Annotated in this window: 19 protein-coding genes; 11 read left to right on the top strand and 8 right to left on the bottom strand. The window is 72.2% G+C overall.

The window, feature by feature from the left end; all coding sequences use genetic code 11:
- Nucleotides 1-120: 120 nt before the first annotated feature.
- The 6 genes from VLK66_RS10770 to VLK66_RS10745 form a co-directional block, all read right to left on the bottom strand.
- Nucleotides 121-1,398, bottom strand: coding sequence for an alpha/beta hydrolase-fold protein (locus VLK66_RS10770; protein WP_325309414.1), 1,278 nt, complete (start codon nt 1,396-1,398; stop codon nt 121-123).
- Nucleotides 1,395-1,877, bottom strand: coding sequence for a hypothetical protein (locus VLK66_RS10765; protein ID WP_325309413.1), 483 nt, complete (start codon nt 1,875-1,877; stop codon nt 1,395-1,397). Before VLK66_RS10765 ends, VLK66_RS10770 begins: the two co-directional genes overlap by 4 nt.
- A 5-nt stretch (nt 1,878-1,882) precedes the next feature.
- Complete coding sequence (locus VLK66_RS10760; protein WP_414676467.1) at nt 1,883-3,928, bottom strand: glycoside hydrolase family 97 protein; 2,046 nt, start codon at nt 3,926-3,928, stop codon at nt 1,883-1,885.
- A 343-nt stretch (nt 3,929-4,271) separates the two neighbouring features.
- Nucleotides 4,272-5,846, bottom strand: a complete 1,575-nt coding sequence (locus VLK66_RS10755; protein ID WP_325309411.1) for an alpha-amylase family protein — start codon at nt 5,844-5,846, stop codon at nt 4,272-4,274.
- A gap of 115 nt (nt 5,847-5,961) precedes the next feature.
- Nucleotides 5,962-7,533, bottom strand: a complete 1,572-nt coding sequence (locus VLK66_RS10750; RefSeq protein WP_325309410.1) for a RagB/SusD family nutrient uptake outer membrane protein — start codon at nt 7,531-7,533, stop codon at nt 5,962-5,964.
- 37 nt (nt 7,534-7,570) lie between these two features.
- The gene (locus VLK66_RS10745) at nt 7,571-10,564 is read right to left on the bottom strand and encodes a SusC/RagA family TonB-linked outer membrane protein (RefSeq protein ID WP_325309409.1); all 2,994 of its coding nucleotides are present in this window, start codon (nt 10,562-10,564) and stop codon (nt 7,571-7,573) included.
- 803 nt (nt 10,565-11,367) lie between these two features.
- Between VLK66_RS10745 and VLK66_RS10740 the strand changes: the two genes are divergently transcribed.
- From VLK66_RS10740 to VLK66_RS10690, 11 genes are all read left to right on the top strand, one after another.
- Nucleotides 11,368-12,453, top strand: coding sequence for an AAA family ATPase (locus tag VLK66_RS10740; protein WP_325309408.1), 1,086 nt, complete (start codon nt 11,368-11,370; stop codon nt 12,451-12,453).
- A gap of 301 nt (nt 12,454-12,754) precedes the next feature.
- Nucleotides 12,755-13,660, top strand: a complete 906-nt coding sequence (locus VLK66_RS10735) for a DUF58 domain-containing protein (RefSeq protein WP_325309407.1) — start codon at nt 12,755-12,757, stop codon at nt 13,658-13,660.
- Nucleotides 13,633-15,063 (top strand): BatA domain-containing protein, encoded by a 1,431-nt coding sequence (locus tag VLK66_RS10730; RefSeq protein ID WP_325309406.1) that lies wholly within the window; start codon nt 13,633-13,635, stop codon nt 15,061-15,063. Before VLK66_RS10735 ends, VLK66_RS10730 begins: the two co-directional genes overlap by 28 nt.
- Nucleotides 15,060-17,375: a hypothetical protein gene (locus VLK66_RS10725; RefSeq protein WP_325309405.1), complete on the top strand. Its 2,316-nt coding sequence runs from the start codon at nt 15,060-15,062 to the stop codon at nt 17,373-17,375. The genes VLK66_RS10730 and VLK66_RS10725 overlap by 4 nt, the downstream gene beginning before the upstream one ends.
- Nucleotides 17,372-18,055 carry a DUF4159 domain-containing protein gene (locus VLK66_RS10720; RefSeq protein WP_325309404.1) on the top strand — a complete coding sequence of 228 codons (684 nt, stop codon included), beginning with the start codon at nt 17,372-17,374 and terminating at the stop codon, nt 18,053-18,055. The genes VLK66_RS10725 and VLK66_RS10720 overlap by 4 nt, the downstream gene beginning before the upstream one ends.
- Before the next feature lie 211 nt (nt 18,056-18,266).
- Nucleotides 18,267-19,925: a hypothetical protein gene (locus tag VLK66_RS10715; protein ID WP_325309403.1), complete on the top strand. Its 1,659-nt coding sequence runs from the start codon at nt 18,267-18,269 to the stop codon at nt 19,923-19,925.
- 362 nt (nt 19,926-20,287) lie between these two features.
- Nucleotides 20,288-21,214, top strand: coding sequence for an NAD(P)-dependent oxidoreductase (locus VLK66_RS10710; protein WP_325309402.1), 927 nt, complete (start codon nt 20,288-20,290; stop codon nt 21,212-21,214).
- 142 nt (nt 21,215-21,356) lie between these two features.
- Nucleotides 21,357-21,578, top strand: coding sequence for a hypothetical protein (locus tag VLK66_RS10705; protein ID WP_325309401.1), 222 nt, complete (start codon nt 21,357-21,359; stop codon nt 21,576-21,578).
- 1 nt (nt 21,579) lies between these two features.
- Nucleotides 21,580-21,831 (top strand): hypothetical protein, encoded by a 252-nt coding sequence (locus VLK66_RS10700; protein ID WP_325309400.1) that lies wholly within the window; start codon nt 21,580-21,582, stop codon nt 21,829-21,831.
- A gap of 44 nt (nt 21,832-21,875) precedes the next feature.
- Complete coding sequence (locus tag VLK66_RS10695; RefSeq protein WP_325309399.1) at nt 21,876-22,100, top strand: hypothetical protein; 225 nt, start codon at nt 21,876-21,878, stop codon at nt 22,098-22,100.
- 100 nt (nt 22,101-22,200) lie between these two features.
- Nucleotides 22,201-22,422 carry a hypothetical protein gene (locus tag VLK66_RS10690; protein WP_325309398.1) on the top strand — a complete coding sequence of 74 codons (222 nt, stop codon included), beginning with the start codon at nt 22,201-22,203 and terminating at the stop codon, nt 22,420-22,422.
- A gap of 87 nt (nt 22,423-22,509) precedes the next feature.
- Here VLK66_RS10690 and VLK66_RS10685 read toward each other — a convergent pair whose 3' ends face one another.
- Together VLK66_RS10685 and VLK66_RS10680 are read right to left on the bottom strand one after the other, a co-directional pair.
- Nucleotides 22,510-22,935 carry a GNAT family N-acetyltransferase gene (locus VLK66_RS10685; RefSeq protein ID WP_325309397.1) on the bottom strand — a complete coding sequence of 142 codons (426 nt, stop codon included), beginning with the start codon at nt 22,933-22,935 and terminating at the stop codon, nt 22,510-22,512.
- Between the two features lie 233 nt (nt 22,936-23,168).
- A complete protein-coding gene (locus VLK66_RS10680; protein ID WP_325309396.1) occupies nt 23,169-25,361 on the bottom strand; it encodes an ATP-dependent helicase in 2,193 nt (730 codons plus the stop codon).
- Between the last annotated feature and the right edge of the window lie 48 nt (nt 25,362-25,409).

Here is a 25,409-nt window from a genome sequence, read left to right as displayed (position 1 = left end):
GTCATCCTGAGGCCGACCACGCCATGTGTGTCCCCGCACCAGCGGTTGCAGGCCGAAGGATCTATAGCCGAGGCCGCACGTGCGCTGACGATTCGCACGATCGGCTCCGCGTTCCTGCCTTCAGTGCGTTCCCGTCGGAGTTGCGCGGGGATGGCGCGTCCGGCGCGCGTGCCGCCGCCCCGCGGACGCATCTCCATTCCCCGTCGTGGGAGATGCGAAGAGCCAGCGGTAGGCGAGCGGGAACTCGCGGCGCCAGAACCACTCGCTGTGCTGCCCGTCCGCGCGGACGGCGGAGTCCACCTGCGCTCCCACGCGGAAGCCGGACGCGGCGAGGGTGGCGATCATCCGCCGCTGGTCGTTCACGTACACCTCCGGCGTGTCGCCCTCGTGCGCGCCGGTGACGAACCAGATCCGCGTTCCCGGCAGCGGCGGCCGCGCCGCGCGCGCCATGGCGAAGATGGAATCGGAGAACCAGAGCGCGGGAGAGAACACGCCCGCCCGGCCGAAGACGCGCGGGTACTTCAGGACGGCGTAGAGCGAGATCAGCCCGCCCATGCTCGATCCCGCGATCCCCGTGTCCAGCCGGTCCGGCAGGGTGCGGAAGCGCCGGTCGACGAACGGCTTCAGCGTGTTCACCAGGAAGTCCACGTACACGCCGCCCTCGCCACCGCCGTAGCGCGCGTTGCGCCACGGCGAGTATTCGTCCAGCCGCTTCGCCCCGCCGTGGTCGACGGCGACGACGATGACGCTGCGGTCGCCGCGCGCGCGGAGGCTGTCCAGCGTCTCGTCCACCCCCCACTCGCCGAAGCCGCTCGTCGCGTTGTCGAACACGTTCTGCCCGTCGTGCATGTACAGCACGGGGTACCGGCGGTTGGACGATGCGTAGCCGGGCGGAAGGTAGATCCACACGCGCCGCGCCCGCCCCAGCTGCGGGATGGCGAAGGCGGTGTCCAGCACGGCGACCGAGGCCGTCCGCGAGGGGGCGCGCGGCTGGATCTTCGCGGGGTCCTGCCACGCGGCGACGGCCCCGGTCCACGCCGCCGCGCCCTCGGCGGGGACGATGAAGTGGCGGTTGTTCACGCCGCCGCCCGCGCTGTCCGTCTCCACCCGCTCCCACGAGCCGCGCGTGAACTTGAACTCGATCCCCCCGCGGACGTCCGCCGGAAGGGTGATGGAATACTCTCCATCTCCCGTCCGCGTCAGGCGATAGCTGGCGTTCGCCGGATTCCAGACGTTGAAGCTGCCGGCGACGAAGACGCTCGCCGTGTCCGGCGTCCCCGCCGGCACGCGCACCCGCATCGTCAGCTGCGCTCGCGCGCCGGTCGAGACCGCGAGGAGCGCGAGGACGGCCGCGGCGGCGGCCCGGCGGCCGGGGCGATCGACCGGCAGGCGGCTCACGGGCGGGACCGCTCCTCGCCCAGCGGCGCGCGCCCGACGGCCGCGCACGCGGCGACGGGGGCGCCCTGCGTGGCGCACTCCACCGCCGGCGCGGATGCGGGCGCGCACGCCGCGCGCAGCTCGCCCAGCAGCCCCGCCGCGGCGGCCACCATCCCCGGCTCCTCGTCGGCACCGGGGCGGGAGTACAGCAGGTAGTTGTAGCGCACGCTGGCCACGTGCGCCGAATCGCGGCGGGGGCGCAGAAGCTCCAGCGTCGCGGACCAGGTTCTGCCCGCGCCGTCGCGGAGGGTCACGCCGAACCCGTTTTCGGCGCCGGTCCACGATTGGCTGACGAAGCGCGACGTGGAGAGCGTCCGCGCCACGCACGCGGCCTCCGGCGCGGGCCCGAGCGGCTGGCGCAGCGTCATGGTGAACCCCGGGTCGCACGCGGCGGTGGCGAACGCGAGCAGGGTGGCCGGGGTGGCGAGACGGAAGCGCATGGCGGTCACGGCGCCGGGCGGATGCGGACGGCCTGCCCGCCGCCGGGGGCGAGGACGACGTGGAGCCGCGAGGCGGACGTCACGTTCTGCCGCGAGATGGCGACGGGGAGCGGGTTGTCGCGCCAGCTGGCGCCCGGCCCGTCGGCGTAGATCTCGGCCACGTAGCGGTGCCCCGGCGCCAGGAACCCGAGCGGCACGTCGAAGGTGCGCGCCTCCTCGTCGGTGATGGCACCCAGGAACCAGCTGTCCGCGCCCTTCTGCTTGCGCGCCACGATCACGTAGTCGCCGATGCGCCCCTGGATCACCCGCGTGGTGTCCCAGTCGACGGCGACGTCGCGGATGAACTGGAAGGCGGGCTGCCCCTGGTAGTTCTCGGGGAGGTCGGCCGCCATCTGGAAGGGCGAGTAGAGCACGACGTAGAGGGCGAGCTGCTTCGCGAGTGTCGTGCGCGGCCGCGCCTCCTCGGGGGTGTGCGGGTGCCCGCTCGACTTCAGCAGCAGGTCGAAGATCCCCGGCGTGAAGTCCATCGGCCCCGCCAGCATGCGGGTGAAGAAGAGGATGGTTTCGTGCTCGGGCGGGTTGCCGCCCTCGCCGCCCCACGCGTTGTACTCCATCCCGCGCGACCCCTCGCGCGCCAGGATGTTGGGGTACGTGCGCCGCTCGCCGGTGTCCTTCACCGGCTCGTGCACGTCCAGCATGATCCCGTAGCGCGCCGCCGTCTCGATCACGCGGCGGTGGTGGCGCACCATGTACTGCCCCTGGTGCATGTGCCCCTGGTCGGTCAGATCGCTCACGTAGCCGGTCTTCACCGCGCGCACGCCGACCCGCTGGTACAGCGCCATCGCCGAGTCCAGCTGCCGCTCGTAGCCGGTGACGTTGCCCCCCGTCTCGTGGTGGCCGATGAGCGTGATCCCCTTCGAGCGCGCATAGGCGGCCAGCGCGGGAAGGTCGAAGTCGGGATAGGAATGGGTGAAGTCGAAATTCGCCTTTCCCGTGTTGAACCAGTCCACGTCCCAGCCGAGATTCCATCCCTCCACCAGCGTCCCGCCGAAGCCGTTCGCCGCGGCGAAGTCCAGGTAGCGCCGGGTGTTCTCCGTCGTCGCGCCGTGCTTCGGCCCCGAGCCCCAGGTCCACGCGTTGAGGTGCATCGCCCACCAGATCCCGTTGTACTTCATGGGATGGATCCAGCCGGTGTTCCGGATGACGCTGGGGGGATTGAGGTTTAGGCCGAGGACGGACGGGGCGAGGTCCTCCACCCGGTCGGCGAGCTGGATGGTGCGCCAGGGGGTGACAAAGGGCGCCGTCCCGCGCACGGCCACGCCGTCGGCCCACTTCGCCAGCGTGGTGCGCAGCGTCCGGTTGTCGGTGCGGGCCAGGTACATCCCCGCGTAGTCCACCAGGTTGGCCTCGTGGATGACGACCTGCACGCCGCTGGTCGTCTGCAGGGTGAGCGGCGTCTGCACGGTGTCGAGGCGCGAGACGGGGCCGCTGCTGTACAGGCGCTCCTGGCGGTCGGGGTCGCAGCACTGTGCCGGGATCCACCAGGCGCGCGCGTTGTCGGCGAAGGCGAACTCGGTGAGCTCGTCCATCATCTCGTAGGCGCGGAAGCCGGCGCTGTCGGCCACCTCGTAGCGGAAGCCCACGCCGTCGTCGAACGCGCGGAAGACCACGGCGAAGCGGCGGCCGGGCGCGCGGTCCTCGGCCACGTTCACCCGCAGCTCACGGTGATGGTCGCGCACCCGCGCCACCTCGCCCCACGGCTGCGTCCACGTCTCGTCCGCCGAGTCGCGCGTGGCCGAGACGATGCGCAGCGACGTCCGCAGCGTGTCGCCGCCGCGGAAGGCGAAGCCCAGGCGCGAGGGGAGAAGGATGGGCCGGCCGTTGCGGCTGACCGCGTAGTACAGCTGCCCCTCGTGCGTCCCCACCGTCACCACGTTCCTGCCGTCCGGCGAGGCCACGCGCATCTCCTGCTGCGCCGCCCCGGCCGTGGCCGCGAACGCCGCCAGCGCCGCGCCCAGCGCCAGCACCCGAACCCTGCTCGGCATCTCCATCCCCTTCATCCGTAGTTGTGGAAGGGCGATTGAAATCGCGGCAACAACGGCCCGAAGTCCGCCTTCGCGGACTCCCACCCTGCCCATCTCCGCGCGTGTCAAGCCGCCAGACAGCCTCGAACTTGCCTCCCCCGCCTGAACCGAGCCGAACAGCCTCGCGCAGTTTGCGAGGCTTCCCGTAGTTGTTGTGACTTCAGTCGCCGGTGACCGGCTGCGCCCAGACTTTCCATTCAGGCCGGCCACACCATCGCTGCCCCCGCACGAGCGGTCGCAGGCCGAAGGACGTGTGGGCGAGGCCGCACGTGCGCCTGCCGGACCGCACGATCGATCCCGAATCCCGAGATCAGATCTTCGCCGCCGCGGTCACGGCGACCGCGGTGTTGGCGGCGAGGTCGAGCCGCGCCATCCCCGCGGCGTCGATCGTCACGCTCGCGCCCGCGCATCCCCCGCCCGCGCGGCCGCCCGCCAGCAGGTCGCAGTACGTCCCCGCCGGCAGCCCCGTCCCCACCGTCGCCGTCACCCTGGCGGATTCGCGGTTGATGGCGACGAATCCCCGGTCGCCGCGCGAGAAGGCGATGGCGTTGGCGCCGTCGTCCCACCAGTGGTTCACGTCCGTCCCCGCGACGAAGCGGCGGAAGGCCACCATGCGCCGGATGGCCGGGTCGCGGTGCTCGCAGACCCAATCCCCGTTCGCCGCCGTCTCCAGGCTGGCCGCGCAGGCGACGGGCTTCGTCCACCCGCCCGCGTCCGACGGCGGCCCCATCTCCCGCCCCGCCTGCGTGCTCCGGTCGAAGGCGTAGCCCGACAGCACCGAGGGGTAGCCGTACGGCTGCGCCAGCATCCACACGTTGGCCAGCCGGAACGCCGCGCCGTCGCGGTACGAGATGCCGCCCTGCCGCTGCGTGTCGTGGTTCTCCAGGAAGACGACGGCCTTGTCCGCCGGCATCAGTCCCCACGCGCTTTCCGAGAACCGGCTCCCGGGCGGACCGCCGGGGTTCAGCTGGGAGACGTGCTCGCCGTTCACGCCCAGGAACTTGTTCCCCGTGCCGCGGAAGACGAACTCGGTGATGTCCGCCGCGGCGCCGGAGCCGTATCCCACCCCGAAGTAGTCGCGCGGCCCCAGCGCCTCGCCGGCGCCGGCGGAGACCTCGGCGAACCAGTAGGGGAGGGGACGTCCTTCGGCCGCGAGCGTCCGGTCCACGCGGGCCACGATGGAGTCCAGCTCCACCTGCTGGACGTGCTTCGCCGCGTCGATGCGGAAGCCCGCCACGCCCATCCGCGCGAGCGAGACGAGGTAGTCGGCGATCTTCGCGCGCACGGACGCCGAGCCGGTGTTCAGGTCGGGGAGCCCGAAGAGCTCGCAATCCTGCACGTTGGCCGCGCTCGCGTAGTCGGCGACGGTGCAGGGCGGGTGGAAATCCCCGTCTCCGTAGAGACCCGGATAGCTGTACTTGCTGTACGCCGTCCCGTTGCTCCCCACGCCGGGGCTGGGGACGTTCGTCATGTGGTTGATGACCGCGTCCACGTAGATGGCGACGCCCGCCGCGCGGCACCGTCCGGCCATCTCCCTGAACTCCGCCCCCGTCCCCGAGCGGCTGCGCTCGACGGAGTACGAGACGGGCTGGTAGCGCTCGCTCCAGGTGCCGCCGGCCTGCACCGCGTGCTCCTGCGGGGGAGACACCTGGACCGCCGCGAACCCCGCGGGGCCGAGCACGTTCTCGCACTCGGCGGCCACGTCCGCCCACCGCCACTCGAACAGGTGCACGAACACGTCGCCCGCGGCCCCGTGCCCGCTGGGGCGGTACGTCTGCGGGAGCGCCGGACGCCCGGCCGGAGGCGTGGGGACGGGCGGCGGGGTGACGGAATCGCCGCCACCCCCGCACCCCGCGAGGAGGAGGGAGACGGCGGCGGCACCCAAACGCCGTGCAGCCCCGCCGCCGGGGCGACGGAGCTGCAGGCGGACCTCCGGACGATGGAAGAAGATCGAGCGCCCGCGCGGCCCGGGAAGGTGCCCCGGGCCGTGCGGAACGGGCTCAGTAGCCCGCATTCTGGTGCAGGTTGGGGTTCGCGCCCAGCTCCGACGAGGGAATCGGATACAGGTTGCGGAAGCCCTGCGTGGTGGTCCCCGCCTTCACGTTCCCCTTCCACTGCCAGACCCCCGCCGTGGTGAACTGCCCGAAGCGGATGAGGTCGGTGCGGCGGTGGCCCTCCCACAGCAGCTCGCGCGCGCGCTCGGCCTTCAGGAAGTCCAGCGTGAGCTGCGCGTCGGTGATGTTCTGGCTGGCGTCGCCGAAGGCCCGCTGGCGCAGCGCGTTCACGTACGCCAGCGCCTGCGCCCGCGTGCCCCCGCCGCCGCGCAGCACCGCCTCGGCGTACATCAGGTACGCGTCGCCCAGGCGGAACATGGGGTAGTCGGTGTCGGGGAAGCCCGCCGCCGACCCCGGCGCCCCGCCGGAGGTCACGTTCTGGTACTTCGGCGCGCCCACCCCGTCGGTGAAGTTGCCGATGCTGTTGATGTCGTTGGTCTGCCCGTTGGTGAAGAACATGTAGGCGCGCCTGTCGGAGCCGCTGTACAGGTTGTACACCTCGGGGCGCACCCGCACCCCCCACCACCCGCCGTCCAGCCCGTAGCTGGCCGGGTTCATGTTCCCGCCCACCGCCGCGTGCGTGAGGAAGGTCATCCCGCCGTAGGTCTGCGTGTGCAGCCCGTCGAAGGGAATGGCGAAGATGATCTCGGGCGAGGTGTGGTTGTCGGCCAGGAACAGGTGCTTGTAGCTGGGGTCCAGCGAGTAGGCCCCCGACGCGATCACGCCCTGCACCGCTGACAGCGCCTCGGCGTAGCGTGCCGTGCCGGTGTACACCGCGGCGTTCAGGTACAGCTTGGCCAGCAGCATGTCGACCGCGCCCTGGTCCACGCGTCCGTACTGGCCGTGGTGCGCCGCCGGCAGCTCCGGGCGGATGGCGTTCAGCTCGCCGACCACGTAGGTGAAGATCGCCGCGCGCGTGCTCTGCTGGGGCGGCGTGGCGCCGATGGCGAAGCTCTCGTCCACCAGCGGGATGTCGCCGAACAGGTCGATGCCGTGCCAGTAGCTGAGCGCGCGGAGGAAGCGCGCCTCGGCGCGGTACTGGTGCACGGTGCTCACCAGGTCGCTGGTGGCGCCGCGCGAGGCCAGCTTCTCGTCGGTGCTCTCGCGCAGGAACTCGTTCACCAGCCCCACCTGGAAGAACACCCGGTAGTACATGGCCGCCACGAAGGCGTTGCCCGGGCCCCACAGCTGGGTGTTCAGCTCGGGAAGGCCGGGGTCGCCCCAGGCGATGATGGCCTCGTCGGTGGGAAGCTCCTCCAGCTGCCAGAGCTGGCGCAGGTACGACGAGAAGCCCTCGTCGATCCCCTCGATGTCGCCCGACCCGGCCGGCCCCGACTGCCCGGTGAGCGACAGGCCGCCGTAGATCTTGGCCAGGAACGCCCGGTACGAGCTGGGGTCGTTGAAGATGTTGGCCCCCGTGGGGTTGCTCACGGGGTTGGTGGTGATGTCGGTGCACGCCGCGCTTCCCAGGAGGAGGAGCGCCGCGGCCAGGGCCGTGGTGCGCAGTCTCGTTTTCATCTCTCTATGTCCTCGCGAAGTCCGTGGGTTGCGCCGCTCAGAACGCCAGGCTCACGCCGGCCGAGAAGGTCCGGGAGCGCGGGTAGATGCTGTTGTCGATCCCGTTCAGCCCCGCCTCGGGGTCCACGCCGCTGTAGCCGGTGAGGGTGAAGGCGTTCTGCACCGTGCCGTACACCCGCGCCTGGCGCACCCCGCGCAGCCGCGGAAGGGTGTAGCCCAGGGTGATGTTGTCCATGCGCAGGAACGAGGCGTCTTCCACGTACACGTCCGAGTAGTACTGCGGCGCGGTGAAGTTGTACTTCAGCACCGAGGCGTGCAGGTTCAGCAGCCCCGCCGCGTTGTTCAGCTGGTTGAAGTAGCCGTTGGCCGAGGCCACGTTGTTGTACACGTAGCTGCCCAGCTGCGCGCGCATGGTGAAGCCCAGGTCGAACGAGCGGTAGCCGAAGTTCGAGGTGTGCGCCAGGATCCACTGCGGCGTGGGGCTGTGGAAGGGCCGGCGGTCGTCCTGGGTGATGGCGCCGTCGCCGTTGCGGTCCACGTACAGGTCGGTGTCGGGGCGCTGGTGCCCCTGGGCGTCCACGTCGGGCACCGGGTTGCCGCTGGCGTCGCGCCGGTGCTCCAGCACGTAGAAGGCGAACACCGGCACCCCCGGCTGCAGCACCTCGATGTTGCCGCCCACGCCCCCCGCGATGCCGCCCACCAGCTGCTGCTGCGCCGTGCTGGCGTTGGGGTTGATGGTCAGCAGCCGGTTCTTGTTGGTCGAGGCGTTGAAGCTGGCGTTGTACGACAGGCCGCGGGGGGAGCCGCGCAGCACCTGCGCGTTCACGCTCAGCTCCAGCCCCTTGTTGCGCATGCTGCCGATGTTGGTGGTCACGAAGTTCGACAGGTTCGTGCCCGCCGGCACCGCCGTGCGGAAGATCAGGTCCTTGGTGTCCTTCACGTAGTAGTCCACCGAGCCGGTGATGCGGTCGTCCCACAGCCCGTAGTCGAAGCCCACGTTGGTCGACGTGGTCTCTTCCCACTTGATGTTGGGGTCCACCGCGCTGGGGCGGATGGTGGTCACGAAGGTGTCGCCGAACTGCACCTGGCTCAGCGCGTCGCCGTAGCGGTAGGTGCTGGTCCACTGGTAGTCGGCGAACGACTGGTTGCCGTTCACCCCCCACGAGCCGCGCAGCTTCAGCTCCGACAGCGGCGTGCCCTCGGGGAACCAGGGCTCCTCGTTCACCCGCCACCCCAGCGCGGCCGCCGGGAAGTTGCCCCACTGGTTGCGGGGCCCGAAGCGCGACGAGCCGTCGCGGCGCAAGCTGAGCGTGAGCAGGTAGCGGTCCTTCAGCGTGTAGTTCACGCGGCCGAAGAACGAGGCCAGCCGGCTGTCGCGGATCGAGTCGAAGGGCACCACCTGCGTGGCCGTGGGCACGCCGTTGTCGCCCAGCAGGTTCGACGTCAGCCCCTTGGCGGTGAACGAGGTGTACTGCCCGCGCGTTTCCTCGTACGAGTAGCCGCCGGTGACGTCGATCTCGCTCGCGCGGATGCGGTTGTTGTAGTTCAGGAAGGCGTCGATCACGCCCGTCTGCTCCGACGGGTTCGAGCGGTAGGCCGAGCCCGGGGTGGTGCTGGTGATCTGCGAGTGCAGGGTGGTGGGGGTGAAGCTGCGCCGCTCCGAGCGGGCGTAGTCGTACCCCGTGCGCAGCGTGCCCGTGAGCTGCTCCAGGAAGGGCATCCGGTAGCGCGCCTCGATGTTGCCGATGCTGCGGAAGGTGCTGCCGTTGTCCACCACGCCGGCCAGCTGCGCCACCGGGTTGTCGGGCGCCTGCTGGAAGGGCTGCTCGAAGAAGCCGTTGGCCACGGTGATCGGCACCGTGGGGTCGTACACGGTGGCCGCGCCCAGCACGCCGCCGGGGGTGAAGTCGTCGCGGGTGCGCGCCGCGCGGATGGTGCCGCGCACGTTCAGCCGGTCCGAGAACAGGCGGTTGCTGTAGTTCAGCGCCGCCGACAGGCGGTCGGTCTCGGAGCCGCGCAGCACGCCCGACTGCTCCAGGTAGTTCAGCGACAGCCGGTAGCTCATGGCCGGGCCGCCCACGCCGCCGATGGCCAGCGCGTGCTCCTGCCCGAAGCCGTTGCGCTCCACCGCGCCGCGCCAGTCGGTGCTGGTGTTGCCCAGGAACTGCACGCGCCCCGGCGCGTGCGCCGCCACCACCGCGCGGAACTGGTCGGCCGACAGCATGTCGGGCCCGCGGATCACGTTCGAGGTCGACACCGAGTTGGTGTAGCTGAACGCGGGCTCGCGCGCGTTGCCGTTCCTGGTCTCGATGATGATCACGCCGTTGGCGCCGCGCGAGCCGTAGATGGCGGTCGACGCGGCGTCCTTCAGCACCGTCACCCGCTCGATGTCCTGCGGGTTGATGAAGTTCAGCGGGCTGCGCGAGATGTCGGACGACAGCCCGCCGCCCGGCTGCAGCGGCACGCCGTCCACCACGAACAGCGGCTCGTTGCTCGACGTCACGCTGGTGCCGCCGCGGATGCGGATGGCGCTGCCGCCGCCGGGCTGGCCGTTGTCGATCACCTGCACGCCGGCCACCTTCCCCTGGATCAGGTGCTCGGGGTTCACCACCCGGCCGGTGTTGAACTGCTCCTGGCCCACGGCCTGGATCGAGCCGGTCACGTCGCGCACCCGGCGCTCGCCGTAGCCGATGGCCACCACCCCCTGCAGCGCCACCGCCGAGGGCGACAGCGCGAAGTTCAGCGTGGCGGTCTGCCCGGCGGCCACGGCCACCGACTGCGTGGCCGGGGCGTGCCCCAGCACGGTGGCCGTCAGGCGCTGCGTGCCCGCGGGAACGCCGCTCAGCGTGTACCGCCCGTCGGGGCCGGTCACCGCGCGCAGCGTGGTGCCCGCCACGGTCACCGCCGCCCCGGAAAGCGCGCGCGCGCCCTCGGACGACGTCACGCTGCCGGTTACCTGCCCGGTCTGTGCGTACAGTGGTCCGCCCGCGAGCAGGGCGGCAAACACACTCAACACTACGTTCCGCCTCATCTTGGCTCTCCGAAGGAGGGTGGTCGGGCAGCCCGCGGGGGCTGCGGCAGGTGCGTCGCGCGCGGGCGCCCGGTGGTGGGCGCGGCGCCAGTTCGCACCCCGGGGTTCAGGGGCCGGTGGTCCCCGGCGGCCACGGGGCCACGCGCGGGGGCAATTTCACTGCGATGGGAATCGGGTGCCGGCCGGCACGCCGGAAGCGGACCCGCTCCCGCCCGGGTCCGCAGGGCCCCCGCCCGGCGGGGGTTCGGCGCGTTCGTCAAGAGATCCAACAAATTCAGCCCGGCGGTCCCGCCGCGGCGGCCGGCGGTCGAAGCGGGTCCACGACGTCGCGGACCTGCTTTTGTTAACGAATCCGACAAAATACCGCACGCACGCTCCGGCGGGGACGGACGGCTTCGGGAACCTGCTCGGAATGCGTGCGGGAAGATGCTGCGAGCTCGCGGTTTCTGCTGGGGCTTGATCGGGTGTATCGTAATCGCGCAAAGTTCTCGTGTCAACAAGATTTCGCATGGGTTTCGGAGCGCGTAAACCGATGGGGGGCAATGTAATCGTTTACATCGCGACCGCTCCTCGCGTCGGCCGGGAACCGGGTGCGGCGCACCGTCGGCGGGCCCGCCGGCGGCCGCCGGAAGCCGGTCCGCGGCGGGTGCATCGGAAGGCGCTCCGGCGGCGTCCGCACCGGGCGCGTTGCGGCGGCGCGAGGGGGGCGCGATTTTCCGCGTCTCGTCCCCATCCCCCAACGATCTCCGGCGTCCATGCGTCCTATCGGGGGAGGATCCTGGTCCTATCGGGGAGGATCCTGGGTGGGATGGCGATTGTACCGCAGCGCGCCGCCGGTCCCCATCTCCATTCCCCGGCGCGGCGAACGTTCACGCGAGGTGCGTCCCCTGGCTACTGCCGAGAAGGAAATCGAGACCCTGCTGGGCGATGCGGCGCGGCTGCGCGCGCAGGTGCAGCGCCGCATCGTGGGGCAGGAGCGGGTGCTGGAAGAGGTCATCATCTCCCTGCTGGCGGGCGGGCACGTGCTCCTGGTGGGCGTTCCCGGGCTGGCGAAGACGCTGCTGGTGCGCACGCTGGCGCAGGCGCTGGAGCTGGACTTCAAGCGCGTGCAGTTCACGCCGGACCTGATGCCGGGCGACATCACCGGCACGGAGGTGATCGAGGAGGACCGCTCCACCGGGCGCCGGTCGGCGCGCTTCATCCGCGGCCCCGTGTTCACCCAGGTGCTGCTGGCCGACGAGATCAATCGCACCCCGCCGAAGACGCAGGCCGCGCTGCTCGAGGCCATGCAGGAGGGGCGGGTGACGGCGGGCGGGGAAGACTGGGAGCTGCCGCGCCCCTTCTTCGTGCTGGCCACGCAGAACCCCATCGAGCAGGAGGGAACGTACCCGCTCCCCGAGGCGCAGCTCGACCGCTTCATGCTCGACATCCGGCTGGACTACCCCAGCGTGGACGAGGAGGTGGAGATCCTCCGCTCGACGACGGGGACGAAGGATGCCGACATCCAGCCGGTGCTGGACGCCGGGCGGGTGCTGACGCTGCAGCGGTGGGTGCGCGAGGTGCCGGTGGCCGAAAACGTTCTCTCCTACGCCGCCTCGCTGGTCCGCGCTACCCGCCCCGCGGACGCGAGCGCGACCGACGACGTGAAGCGCTGGGTGCGCTGGGGCGCCGGCCCCCGCGCCGGACAGGCGCTGATCCTGGGCGCAAAGGCGCGCGCCCTCCTCGCCGGCCGCTTCCACGTCACCCCGGACGACGTGCGCCGCGTGGCGCTTCCGGTGCTCCGCCACCGCGTGCTCGTGAACTTCCACGCCGAGGCCGAGGGTGTGGCGACCGACGACGTCATCGCCCGCCTGCTGGAAACGATTGCGCCGCCGCGGAGCGGGTTGTGAGCGCAAAGCCAGGACCCGTGCCCCGGCGGATGAATCCGCGGCAACAACGGCCCGAAGTCCGCCTTCGCGGACTCGAAATCCGGCATCGGGGCGACTCGGCCAGCGCGGGCGCATCCGGCCCGGTTGGAACGGCGGGTGAGCGGAAGCACATGCCTCACCGCGCGAATGGCGGAGAGGGAGTCCGCGAAGGCGGACTTCGGGCAGTTGTTGCAGCGAATTCATTCGCCCTCCCCAGCCTCAGCCTTCCCGAGCTCGGCCCGGCTCCATCGGCTCGGGTACACTCCGGGAGCGAGGGAGCGCCGTGACCTCCGCCCCCTCCACCGCCTTCCTCCCCCCCGGCCTCCTGGAGCGCCTCGGCGGGCTGGAGCTCATCGCGAAGACGGTGGTGCGTGGCTTCCAGGCGGGCATCCACCGCTCGCCCCTGCGTGGCGCGGGCGAGGACTTCGCGAAGCACCGCGACTACCAGCAGGGCGACGACGTCCGCTACCTGGACTGGAAGCTGTACGGGCGCACCGACCGCCTGTACGTGCGCGAGTTCGAGGAGCGCTCCAACCTCCAGGCGTTCGTGGTGGTCGATACCTCGGCGTCGATGGAGTACGCGGGCGCTGGCGGCGTGACGAAGCTGCGCTACGCCTCGTACGTGGCCGCCGCGCTCGCGCACCTGATGATCGGCGCGGGCGACTCGGTGGGGCTGGCCGCGTTCGGCGCCGAGGCGCGGCTGCTGCTGGCGCCAAGGGCGCGCTCGGGCCATCTCCACGATCTGCTGCTGTCGCTGGAGCGGCTGGCCCCGGGTGGCTCGGAAGGGGCGGCGGACGTGCTGGACCGGGTGGGGGTGACGATGCGCCGCGGTGGGCGCGTCATCCTCATCTCCGACCTGCTGGAGGACGACGGGGGCGAGGCGCTGGCCGCCGCCGCCGGCCGCCTCCGCGCGCGGGGGGACGAGGTGATGGTGCTCCGCGTGCTGACCCCCGAGGAGTCGGGCGAGGCGGCGCCGGACGCGGGGCTCTTCTTCGACCCCGAGCACCCGGCGCGGGAGGTGCCGGCCACGCCGCGGCTGGATCCCGGCTACGCGCGCCGCGTCGGCGCGTACTACGCGGCGCTGGCGGACCGGCTGCGGCAGCGCGGCGTGGAGTACGTTCCGCTCTCCACCGAGCAGCCGGTGGAGCAGGCGCTGGTCGCGTGGGTGAACCGGCGGCGCGGCGCGTGATCACCTTCGGCACCCCGGCGTTCCTCCTGGCTGGCGCCTTGGGCGCGCTCGTTCCGCTGGCGCTGCACCTGATCCGCCGCCGCCCGCCCAACCGCGCGCCGCTCCCCACGGAGCGTTTCCTAGCGCCCGACCCGCGCACCGCCGTGCGCGTGAGCCGGCCCACGGACCTGCTCCTGCTGGCGCTCCGGATGCTGCTGCTGGTGCTCGCCGGCGCCGCGTTCGCGCACCCGGTCTGGTTCCCGGCGGCGCGGGGGACGCGCGAGGTGGTGCTCCTCGATACCGGCACGGGAATGGGCGCGGCGTGGCCCCAGGCGGTCGCCGAGGCGCGCCGCCTCCTCCTCGGCGCGGATGGAAAGCCGCGGGGCGAGCTGGTCCTGTTCGATACGATCGCGGTCCCGATGCGCCGCCTCGACGCGCGGTCGTTCGCCTCGCTGCAGGCCACGCCGCCAACCGGCGCGGAGAGCCGCTACGCCGCCGCGCTGGAAATGATTCCCGCCGCCACGCGCGAGCTGCGCGGCGCGGACTCGGTGCGGGTGACGCTGATCACCCGCGCGCGCTGGGCCGCGTGGAGCGAAGGGCTGTCCGCGCTGCGACGCGCCGCCTGGCCGGGCGCCATCGGCCTCGTCTCCATCCCCGTCCCCCCGGCGACGGATTCGGCGCGCGGCGATACGGCCGCACGTGAAGCGATCCGCATTGCGGGAGATGCGCGTACTCCCGTGTCGTACACGAGGGCCGCGCTGCAGGCGACCGGGTGGAGCGTGCGTGACGTCCCCATCGCGGACGCAGTCTCTGTCGAGGGCGCGCGTCTCGTCGTCGTCGAGGACGCCGTCCCCGCGCCGCTGGCCGGCGCGGTCCGCCGCGGTGCGGAGGGTGGCGCGACGGTGCTGGTGACCGCGCCCGCCGCCGCGTCCCTCCGCGGCCTCATCCCCTGGCGCGGGACGCTGCGCGCGGACAGCACCGGCGGCGCGATGTGGCTGGCGTCCGGCGAGCACATCGGGCGCGCGGCGGTGCGGGTATCGGGAGATGCGGCGCCGGGCGCGGCCCTGATCGCGTCGTGGGAGGATGGCCGTCCCGCGGCCGCCGCGCGGCGGATGGGGCGCGGCTGCATCGTCTTCGCGGCGGCCGATCTGGAGCGGGGGGAGATGACGATGGATGCCGCGTACCCGCGCGTGGTCGACCGTTTCGCGCGCGGCTGCGAATCTCCCGGACCGGCGGACGGAGATGCGCCGCTCGACGCGGGGGCGCGGGCCGTGCTGCATGGATCGGGACCGGCCGCCGTCGCCGCGAGCGCCATCCCGGGCGCGGGGGGCGGCATCGCGCTGGGGCGCTGGGTGATGGCCGCGGCGCTCCTCGCCGCCCTGGCCGAAACGTTCTTCGCTTACTCCCGCAGGAGTGCGGCATGAGAACCGCCCTTCGCCGTCCACCGCCCGATGGCCCGCCGGTGCTTGCGCCGGTGGAGCGCATCATCGCGCGCGTGCGGCGGGTGTGGCGGTGGTCGGTGCTCGTCCGCGCGCTCGTCGTCGCCCCCGCGCTGCTGGCCGCTTCCGCCATCCTCCTCATCGCGCTGGACCTGCTCGTGCCGCTGCGCGCCGTGCTGCGCGAGGTGCTGCGCTGGGTGCCGCCCGCGCTGGCGGTGGGGACGCTGGCGTACGCAGCGTGGCGCATCGCGCGCCCGCCGTCGCCGCGCCGCTTCGCTCTCCTGGCCGAGGAGCGCCTCCCCGACCTCGACAACCGCCTGGTCACCGCCTTCGACGTGGCCGTCGGCGACCCGGAGTCGCTCGTCGCCCGCGCGTTCGTGGCCGATGCGGAGCGGCGCCTGGCCGGTGTCGAGGCGAACGACGTCGCCCCCTTCCGCATCCTCCTCCCCATCTCCGTCCTCGTCACCTCCTGGGCCATCGCGCTCGGCTTCGCGGCGGCGTTCCCGGTCGCCGCGCGCGAGGCGTGGGGGCGGTGGCTGCACCCGCGCGACGCGTATGAGCAGCGCTGGCGCGAAGTGCGCGCGAACACCCTCCCCGCCGTCCCCGAGCCGCCGATGCCGGCGTTCGACGAGATGCGCTGGCGCGTCGCCCCGCCCGCGTACGCCGGGCAGGGGGACGCGGACGGGCGCGGGGACGAGCCGCTGCAGGCGCTGGCGGGAAGCCGCGTGCGCCTGCGCTCGGCGTTCTTCGACCGCTGGGACGCGGTGCGCGCGGTCCGCATCGGCGGCGGGCAGCTCCCCGTGCACCGCTCGGGCGGCGAGTGGGCGGTGGAGTGGACGCAGTCCGCGAACGAGCGAGGCATCTCGCTCGAGGCGCTGGCGCACGGCGAGGTCGTCGCGCGCCGCGTCGTTCCGGTCACCGTCGTCCCCGACCGCGCGCCCGACGTGCAGCTCACCGCGCCGGAGCAGGACCTGGTGCTGGCCAGCGGCCACGGACGCATCCCCGTTCGCGCGACCGCGGCCGACGACTACGGCGTGGGCCCGTTCGCGCTCGCATGGAGCCGCACCCGCGGCAGCGGCGAGACCTTCCAGTACGTGGAGGGGGTGTGGCAGTTCGGCTCGCTCCGCCGCGGGGGGAAGACGGCCGCGGGCGAGCTCGTCCTCGACCTCGACGCCATGAAGCTGGAGCCGGGCGACGTGATCCACGTGCGCGCCGTGGCCACCGACCGCAACGACGTCACCGGCCCGGGCGAGAGCGTGTCGCGCACGCGGATGATCCGCATAGCCCGCCCGGAGGAGATGGACCGCGTGAACACCGACGTGGGCTTTCCGCTGGAGATGCCGAAGGACCCGCTCCTTTCGCAGCGCATGCTGCTCATCCGCACCGAGCGTCTGCGCGCGCAGCACGGCCGCATCCCCGAGCCCGAGTACCGCGCGAAGGCGGCCGAGATCGCGTCGGACCAGGAGCGGCTGCGCGAGCGCGTGGGCGAGCAGATCTTCACCCGGCAGACCAGCGCGCTGCAGGACCTGGGCGTGGAGCGCGGCTTCACCGAGGAGGGCGGCGCCGGCCACCACGACGCCGACCAGCCGGCGGCGGCGCCCCCAACCGGCCAGGGCGCGAACGGCGAGTCGTTCTCCGACCAGGTGCTGGCCGCCGCGTCCGCGGCCACGGGGCAGGGGACGATCGACGAGGTGTCGCACAAGCACGACGCCGACCCCATCCTGGACGTCAACCGCACGCTGCTGAGCCTGTACAACATCATGTGGGCGGCCGAGCGCGAGCTGAACCAGGGCTCGCCCGACGCCGCGCTCCCGCACGAGCGCGAGGCGCTGCGCGTCATCGACCAGCTGCGCAAGGCCGAGCGCATCTTCCCCAGCGGCAACGTGCGCGCCGATCCGGTCGACGTCGACTCGGCGCGCGGACAGGGGAAGCTGGACGATGCCGCGCCATCCGCCCGCGCCGCCGGCGCCCCGCTTCCCAACGCGGACGCGCTGCTGGCGGAGATGGACCGCGTCGCAGGGGCCGCCGCGGGAACGTCCCCCCGCGCGCTGTCGATGCGGCTCTCCGGGCTCGCCGCCCGCGCGCTGGCCGGCCCCGGCGCGGACCCGCAGGCGGCGGCGCTCCTTTCGCGCGCCGCGGGCGAGGCGCAGTCGGGGCGCACCGCCCAGGCTCGCGCCCTCCTCCTGCGCGCCCGCGCCCGCATCGCCCCCGGCGCGGCGACGCGCGCCCGCGCCCTTCCGTCCACCGCCGACCCGGCAGCGGCCGACTACTTCCGCCGCCTGGGGAGGGCGCCGTGAGGCGGTTCTTTTGCGCCGCCGCCGCACTGGCGCTGGCCGTCTCCGCGGCGGCGCCGGCGCGGCCGGCGCCGTTCGTGTTCGCCACCGCGCGCTACGACTCGGGGGACTGGGACGCGGCGCCGCTGGTGCCCACCAACGTCATCCACGCCGTCGCGCAGTACACGGCCATCCCGGTGGCGCCGCAGGGCGCGGTGGTGGACCTGGCCAGCCCCGAGCTCTTCCGCTTTCCGTTCGTCTACCTGACCGGCCACCTTCCGGTCCGTTTCAGCCAGCAGGAGAGCGCCAACCTGCGGGCGTACGTGCAGCGCGGCGGCTTCGTCTTCATCGACGACCACAACCACGACGTGGACGGGGCCTTCCACAGGACGGCCACGGCGGAGCTGCGCCGCATCTTCGGCGCGAACGCGCTGCGCGAGCTCCCCAACGGCCACGAGCTGTACCGCGCCTTCTTCACCTTCGCCGACGGGCCGCCCGCCACGAGCCACGAGCTGAACGGCTGGGGCGACAACATGGTGCACGAGCACCTGCTGAGGGTGGAGGTGAACGGGCGGCTGGGCGTGCTCTACAGCAACAAGGACTACAGCTCCGAATGGGGCTACCACTACCGCAACAAGCGCTTCCTGTCGCTCGACAACACGCGCTTCGCCGTGAACATCGTCGTGTACGCGCTGACGCGATGAGAGTGGGGACAGGGGACAGGACACAGGGGACAGGGGACAGCAGGAGGCCGTCCCCTGACGGGCTGTCTGCGGTGGCGAAAACCTCTGACGGAGCGCCACCAGGTTTGGGCGGGAGTCCGCGAAGGCGGACTTCGGGCCGTTGTTGCCGCGAATTCATTCGCCTTTCCCCGCGGGCCATCCCGACCCATTCCCGTTTGGCGCGCCCGCCGGCATGACGCGCCTCCCGCTCGTCCTCCGCGCCTGCGTCCTGGCGCTGCTGGTGCTCGCGCTGGCGCTGCCGTCGCTCTGGCGCCCGGCGAGCGTCGCGGGGCGCGTCGTCCGCCTCCGCACGGCGTCCGATCTCGCGAAGGCCGGCGCCCTCCTCGGCGGCCTCCCGCCCGCGGCGACGATCTACGAATCCGCCACACCGCCGTCGCCAAACGAGCTGGAGACGCTGGCCGCGGCGGCCGGGCGCGCGCCGCTCTTCGGCGTGCTTCCGGCCACCGCGCGGCTGGTGGACGCATCCGCGACGGCGCGCCCGCTTTCCGGCCGCGCCGCCGCCGTGTCGTTCCGGCTGCACGGCGCGCCCGGCGACAGCGCGCGCGTCTATCTCGCCGAGGCGGGCGGCGTGGTGGACAGCCTGCCGGTGAAGGCGGACGCGCGGGGCGAGGCATCGGGCGCGTTCCGCGTGCGTCCGGCGCTCGCCGGCTGGCGCGAGTGGCGGGTGCGCGCCGTCTGGCCGCGCGGCGACTCGGCGGTGGCGGGCGCCGCGGCGATGGTAGATTCGGCGGGGCCGCCGCGCGTGCTGCTGCGCGCCGGATTCCCCGACTGGGAGGCGAAGTTCGTCACCCGCGCGCTGGAGGAGAGCGGCGCGCGCGTGGAGCAGGGCCTGCCGCTCGGCCGTGGCCTGGCGGTGACGGAGGGCGCCGGCTCCGCCCTCACCCCCGCGCGCCTCGCCGCCGCCGACGCGGTGATCGTGCTCGACGGCGCGCCGCTCGACGCCGCCGAGGCGGCCGCGCTGGCGGAGTGGGCGGCGCGCGGTGGCGGCGTCCTGCTCGCCGGCGACCGCTCGGGAGCGCCCGGTTTCGGCCTCGTGCGTGCAGGTTCGCGCGCCTCGCCGGTGGACGGCTCCGCGATCCGGTGGGCGCTCCCGCCCGAGCTGGCGCCGCTCCCGGCGGACCGCGTCGCCGCGGCCGCGCAGCCGTTCGAGGCGGCGTTCGCGGGCTCCGTCGCGGGCGCATCGTCGCCCGCGGGCGGGCTGCTGGCGCTGCGCCCGCTGGGCCGCGGCCGCGCCGCCGCGCTGGCCATCACCGAGACGTGGCGGTGGCGGATGGAGGCCGGGCGCGTGGCCGAGCACCGCGAGTTCTGGCGCTCGCTCGCCGACTGGCTGTCGTCCGCGCGCCCGGAGCCGCTCTCCATCCAGCTCGCCGATGCGTCCGGCGCCACCGGCGTCCGCCGCGAGGTGCGCGTGTTCGACGCGCGCGAGCCGGATGCGCCGCCGCCGCCGCTCGTCGTCACCCGCCCCGATCGGGCCACGGACACGCTCCGCCTGACGCGCGACGCCGCATCGCCCGGCGTGCTGCGCGCCTCGTTCGTTCCCGCGGCGGAGGGCATCTACACCTTCGCGTTCGCCGGCCAGCCGCCACGCGCCGCCTTCCGCGCGACGCGCACCGCCAGCGCGTCCGCCGACGGCTGGGCGCGCCTCGCCGCCATCGCCACGCGCTCCGGCGGCCGCATGCTCCCGCCGGACTCCGTTCGCGCCACCGTCGCGAGCTTCGGCTCCGCATCCTCGGGCGGATGGCGGGGTCCCGGCCCGTGGCTCATCTTCGCCGCGATTCTGTTGTTCGGCGCGGCGGAGTGGGCGATTCGAAGGCTGACGGGGCGCGAGTGATGTCTGCCAGTTCGCGGGCCGGCCTCCCCACCGGCGGGTGAAGCCGCAGCAACAACGACGGGAAGCCTCGCAAACCGCGCGAGGCTGTTCGGCTCGGCAACTGGTTCCGGCTCCGGAGGACGCCTCCCCTTTCATCATCGTGGCCGTCCAGAGCGGCGGTGTTCGACTCAACTCAGGATGACGTCAGCGGGAAGAGCCAATCCAACCTCACGCTGAGTTCTCCCCCTCCCCCGCGGAGCGGGAAAGGGCCGGGGAGGGGGTCCGCTTGGCAGCACCGATCTTTCTTTGCTTTTCGCGGAGATGCTGGATCGTCAACCACACTCGCCGCATCGCAGGTGCGGCGATTTCGACAGCGAGGCTGGATGCGAATCTTCGTCACCGGCGCGACCGGTGTGGTGGGGCGCAGGGCGGTGCCGCTGCTCGTGGCGGCGGGGCACGAGGTGACGGCGGTCGCCCGCTCCGCGGAGAAGGCGGCGGCGGTGGAGAAGGCCGGCGCCCGCGCGGTGCAGGTCGATCTGTTCGACGCGGATGCGGTGCGGCGCGCGGTGGACGGGCACGAGGCGGTGATCAACCTGGCCACCGCCGTCCCGCCGAGCTCGCGCATGATGCTGCCGGGCGCGTGGCGGGAGATGGACCGCATCCGGCGCGACGCCTCGGCCATCCTGGTGGACGCGGCACTCGCGGGCGGCGTGCGGCGCTTCGTCCAGGAGTCGTTCGCGCCCATCTACGCCAACAGCGGCGACGGGTGGATCGACGAGACCGCGCCGGTGAAGCCCGCCGGCTACAACCGCACCACGCTCGACGCCGAGCGCTCGGCCGATCGCTTCACGCGCGGCGGCGGCACGGGCGTGGCGCTCCGCTTCGCCTACTTCTACGGGCCGGACGCGGGCGGCGCGACGCTCGACATGATCGGGTTCGTGCGGAAGGGCTGGTCGCCCGCGCCGGGGCCGGAGGGCTTCATCTCCTCCATCTCCCACGACGACGCGGCCACGGCGGTGGTGGCGGCGCTCGGCATCCCCGCGGGCATCTACAACGTGGTGGACGACGAGCCGCTGCGCCGCCGCGAGTTCTTCGGGTCGATGGCCCGGGCGCTGGGCGTCGCCCCGCCCAGGTTCCTGCCGAAGTGGGCGGGGCGGCTGATGGGCGGGGCGGGGGAGACGCTGGCCCGCTCGCTCCGCATCTCCAACCGCAGGTTCCGCGAGGCCAGCGGCTGGGCGCCAAAGTACCCAGGCGCCCGCGACGCCTGGCCCGACCTGCTCCGTGAGGCGGGAATCACCCCTTCCGCGTGAGGGTGTGGAACACACCCGGGTGGCCGACGGAAACAGACATTTCAAGTCATCAAAATTGCATCTGATCAAACCGCAAGGCGATGATGGCGCCGGCGGAGATCTCCTGCGTCCGGCGGTATGCCCCGCACGCGGAGGAAGAAGGATGAAAAAGCTTCGGCTGGATCCGGACGAGCTCTCGGTGGAGCCCTTCGAGGTGGAAGCGGCGGCGGCGGAGAGTGGCACCGTGATGGGCGCCGACGCGTCGTCGCCCAGGAACTGCACCGGGCCCGACGTAAGCTGCGGCTACCCCTACACCTGCGGCGGAACGAGCTGCGACTCGGGCTACCCGCTCTGCTACCAGTGCACCGCCCGCGTCTGCGAGTAGCATGCTCGCGGCTGGCCGGCGGATCACCAACGTGGAGGGAACGATGAAGAAGCTGCGGCTGGATCCGGAAGCGCTCTCGGTGGAGCCCTTCGAGGTGGAAGCGGCGAAGGAGGAGAGCGGCACGGTGATGGGCGCCGACGCCTCGACGCCGAGGAACTGCACCGGGCCGGACGCGAGCTGCGGCTACCCCTTCACGTGCGGCGGAACCAGCTGCCCCACGGGCTATCCTCTCTGCCGCTTCTGCGCCGGGTGACGATGGGCGGACCAACGGCGGCAACTCCCGATCGTGGAGGACCGATGAATCCGATGAAGAAGCTGCGGCTGGACGTGGAAGAGCTTTCGGTCGAGCGTTTCGAGCTGGAATGGGCGGGGGAGGCGAACGGCACGGTGCGGGGCAACGACTTCTCGCAAACCCACTGCGGGACGGCCGCCGAGGACAGCTGTGGCGATCCGCCCACCTGTGGCGGAACGAGCTGCGACTCGGGGTATCCGGTGTGCCGCCAGTGCCCGCCCATCGACTGAGCGGCACAGGGGCGCATCCGGCAGTGTCCACCAGGTGCGTTCTGATCGATCCGGGTGCGAACGCCTGCGCCCGAACGGCCCTGCAAACAGGAGAAAAGCCATGAAGAAGCTGCGGCTGGATCCGGAAGCGCTCTCGGTGGAGCCCTTCGAGCTGGAAGCGGCGGTGAAGGCGGACGGCACCGTGCTGGCCAACGAGGTCTCGGGCCCGGGCTGTCCCACCTCGGTGCAGTACAGCTGCGGGTACCCGCGCACCTGCGGCGGCACGAGCTGCGACACCGGGTATCCGGTGTGCTACCAGTGCACGGCCCAATGCACCGTGTGACCCGCTGAACGGACGGGACATACGCGGAGAAGCAGGGCAGCGGACGAACACCTCCGCTGCCCTGCTTCTCCGCGTGAGATCCGCCCGTCAGTCCAGCGTCTTCATGAAGAAGTGCCGCGCGTAGCCCGGCGGAAAGTCGTCGATCCGGCCGAACTCGCGGAATCCCATCTTCCGGTAGAACTCCGGCGCCTGGAAGGTGAAGGTGTCGAGCCACATCCCGCGGCAGCCGCGTTGCCGCGCCTCGGCTTCGGCGCGGCGCAGCAGCTCCGAGCCGTGGCCGCCGCCCCGGTGCGCGTCGCCGACCCACAGGACCTGCACGAACATCCATCCCATCAGCATGTCGGCGACCAGCCCGCCCGCGACCGCGCCGCCCTCGTCGCGCAGGAAGAACCGGAGCGTCTCGTACGCGTACTCGCCCACGAGGCGCCGGTTGTACGCGAACAACCCTTCGCCCACCGCGCGGACATCCTCTTCGGGCGCGTCCGGTTCCAGGCTGATGGTGAGATCGGACATCGCGGCAGGATGTTCGAGGATTTCGGAAGGAGACAGGGCTCGGTCCAAGCTTGGATCAGGCGACGTAACTGCTTACGCAACAATGCCGTAGTTGAAGTCCGCGAAGGCGGACTGTGTGCCGTTGTAGCCGCGACTTCAGTCGCATTTTTCCAACCACCACAACATCTCAATCCGATCAATCCGATTCTCCGACGCACTCCCGCACTCCCGCACTTCCGCACTCCCGCACTTCGTTACTGCGGCGCTCCCAGCATCTCCTTCATCTTGCTGAAGAAGTTGGCCTTCAGCTCCTTGCTGTCCTCCTCGCTCAGGCTGCTGCGCTTGCCGGTGCGGTACTCCAGCAGGTCGGCGGGCACCTCCTTCAGGAAGCGCGAGGGCTGGCGGGGGATGGAGTCGCCGCGCTGGCGGCGGGTGGCGCAGCCGGAGAGGGTGAGCCGGTGCCGGGCGCGCGTGATCCCCACGTAGAACAGGCGCCGCTCCTCGCTGATGGGGTCGGTGCCGTCGGCCGACACCGCCTGCACGCTGCGGGTGTGCGGCAGGATCTCCTCCTCCAGGCCCACGATGAACACGTGCGTGAACTCCAGCCCCTTGGCGGCGTGGAGCGTCATCAGCGTCACGCTGTTGGGCTCGTCGTCCTTCTCGTCCTTCTTCTCCTCTTCCTCCACCAGCGAGATCTTCTCCAGGAACGAGCGCAGCGTGGGCGGCTCCCAGTCGTCCTCCTCGTCGGGGAGCGGCTGGGCGCCCCACACGCGCTCCTCGTAGGTGCCCAGCGAGGCGATGAAGTCGCGCAGGATGTCGACCCGCACCTCGGCGGCGCGCTCGCTCTTCGCGTTGTCCGCGCGCACCGCCTCCTCCAGCCGCACGCGCGAGACGAGCTGCTTCGCGAAGCCGTGCAGCGTCCGCCCGCCGGTCTCGCCCGCGCGGATGGTGGCCTCGGTGGCGTGGTACTCGTGGCGCAGCTCGTCCATCATCTCCACGAAGTGCCGGATGGGCTCCTGCTGCGCGCGGCTCACGCCATCGACCTCCGGCGCGCGGCGCAGCATGTCGTACATCGGCACCCCGGCGGCGCGCGCGGCCTCGATCAGCTTCAGCTGCGTGGTGCGCCCGATCCCCCGCGTGGGGTAGTTGATGATGCGCCGGAGCGCCACCTCGTCGCGCGGGTTCATCACCACGCGCAGGTAGGCTACCGCGTCCGCCACCTCCTTGCGGTCGAAGTACGACGTCCCGCCCACCACGCGGTAGGGAACGTTGGCCGCCCGGATCGCCTCCTCCAGCGGCTTGGACTGGAGATTGGTGCGGTAGAGGACGGCGAAGTCGCTCCACTGCACGTTCTCCACGAGCCGGCGGATGGTGATCTCCTTCGCCACCATCTCGGCCTCCTGCTCCTCGGCCGAGCGGGCGCCGTCGTCCACGAACTCGTAGTAGTCCAGCTTGGGACCGGGCCCGTTGGAGGTGCGCAGCCGCTTTTCCCTGCGCGAGGTGTTGTTGGCGATGACGCCGTTGGCCGCGTCGAGGATGCGCTGCGTCGACCGGTAGTTCTCCTCCAGCACCACCGTCCGCGCGCCGGGGAAGTGGCGCTCGAAGTCCAGGATGTTGCGCACGTCGGCGCCGCGCCAGGCGTAGATCGACTGGTCGTCGTCGCCCACCACGCACAGGTTCTTGCGCGGGCCGCTGAGCAGCCGCGCCATCTCCAGCTGCGCGCCGTTGGTGTCCTGGTACTCGTCGATCATGATGTAGTGCCAGCGCTTCCAGTAGCTCTCGCGCACCTCGGCGTGCTCGCGCAGCAGCTTCACCGGCAGCAGCAGCAGGTCGTCGAAGTCGCACGCGCCGGCCGCCAGCATCGCCTCGCAGTAGCGCGGGTAGACGTCCGCCGCCAGCACCGCGTAGTCGTCGGACCGGTTGCCCTTCACCGGCCCCGCGGCCACCTCGCGGGCCGCGTCGGCGGGGGTGACCATGCTGTTCTTCCAGTCGGAGATCTGGAAGAGCACCTTCTTGTGGTCGAAGTTCTCGTCCCCCGCCGTCGGGGCGACGTGCACCTCGTCGGCGATGCGCTTCACCATCGCCAGCTGGTCGCCGGTGGAGTAGATGGAGAACGACTTCGGCAGCCCCACCTTCTGCCCGTGCTCGCGCAGGATGCGCGCGCCGAGCGAGTGGAAGGTGGAGAGGAGCACGCCCTTGGCGTCCTTGCCCACGATGCGCGCCACGCGCTCGCGCATCTCCGCCGCGGCCTTGTTGGTGAAGGTCACGGCCAGCACGCGGCGCGGGTCCACCCCGCGGTCGCGCACCAGGTACGCGATGCGGTACACGATGGTGCGCGTCTTTCCCGAGCCGGCGCCGGCCAGGATCAGCACGGGCCCCTCGGTGGCGAGCGCGGCCTGCTGCTGCTCGGGGTTCAGCTCGCGCAGGTACTGGGGGATGAACTGCAAGGGACCTGGTGCGAAAGTGCGAGAGTGCGAAAGTGCAGAACGGCGAAC

The organism is Longimicrobium sp. (assembly GCF_035474595.1).
Taxonomy (GTDB): Bacteria; Gemmatimonadota; Gemmatimonadetes; order Longimicrobiales; family Longimicrobiaceae; genus Longimicrobium.
This window is presented reverse-complemented; position numbering and strand designations above follow the sequence as displayed.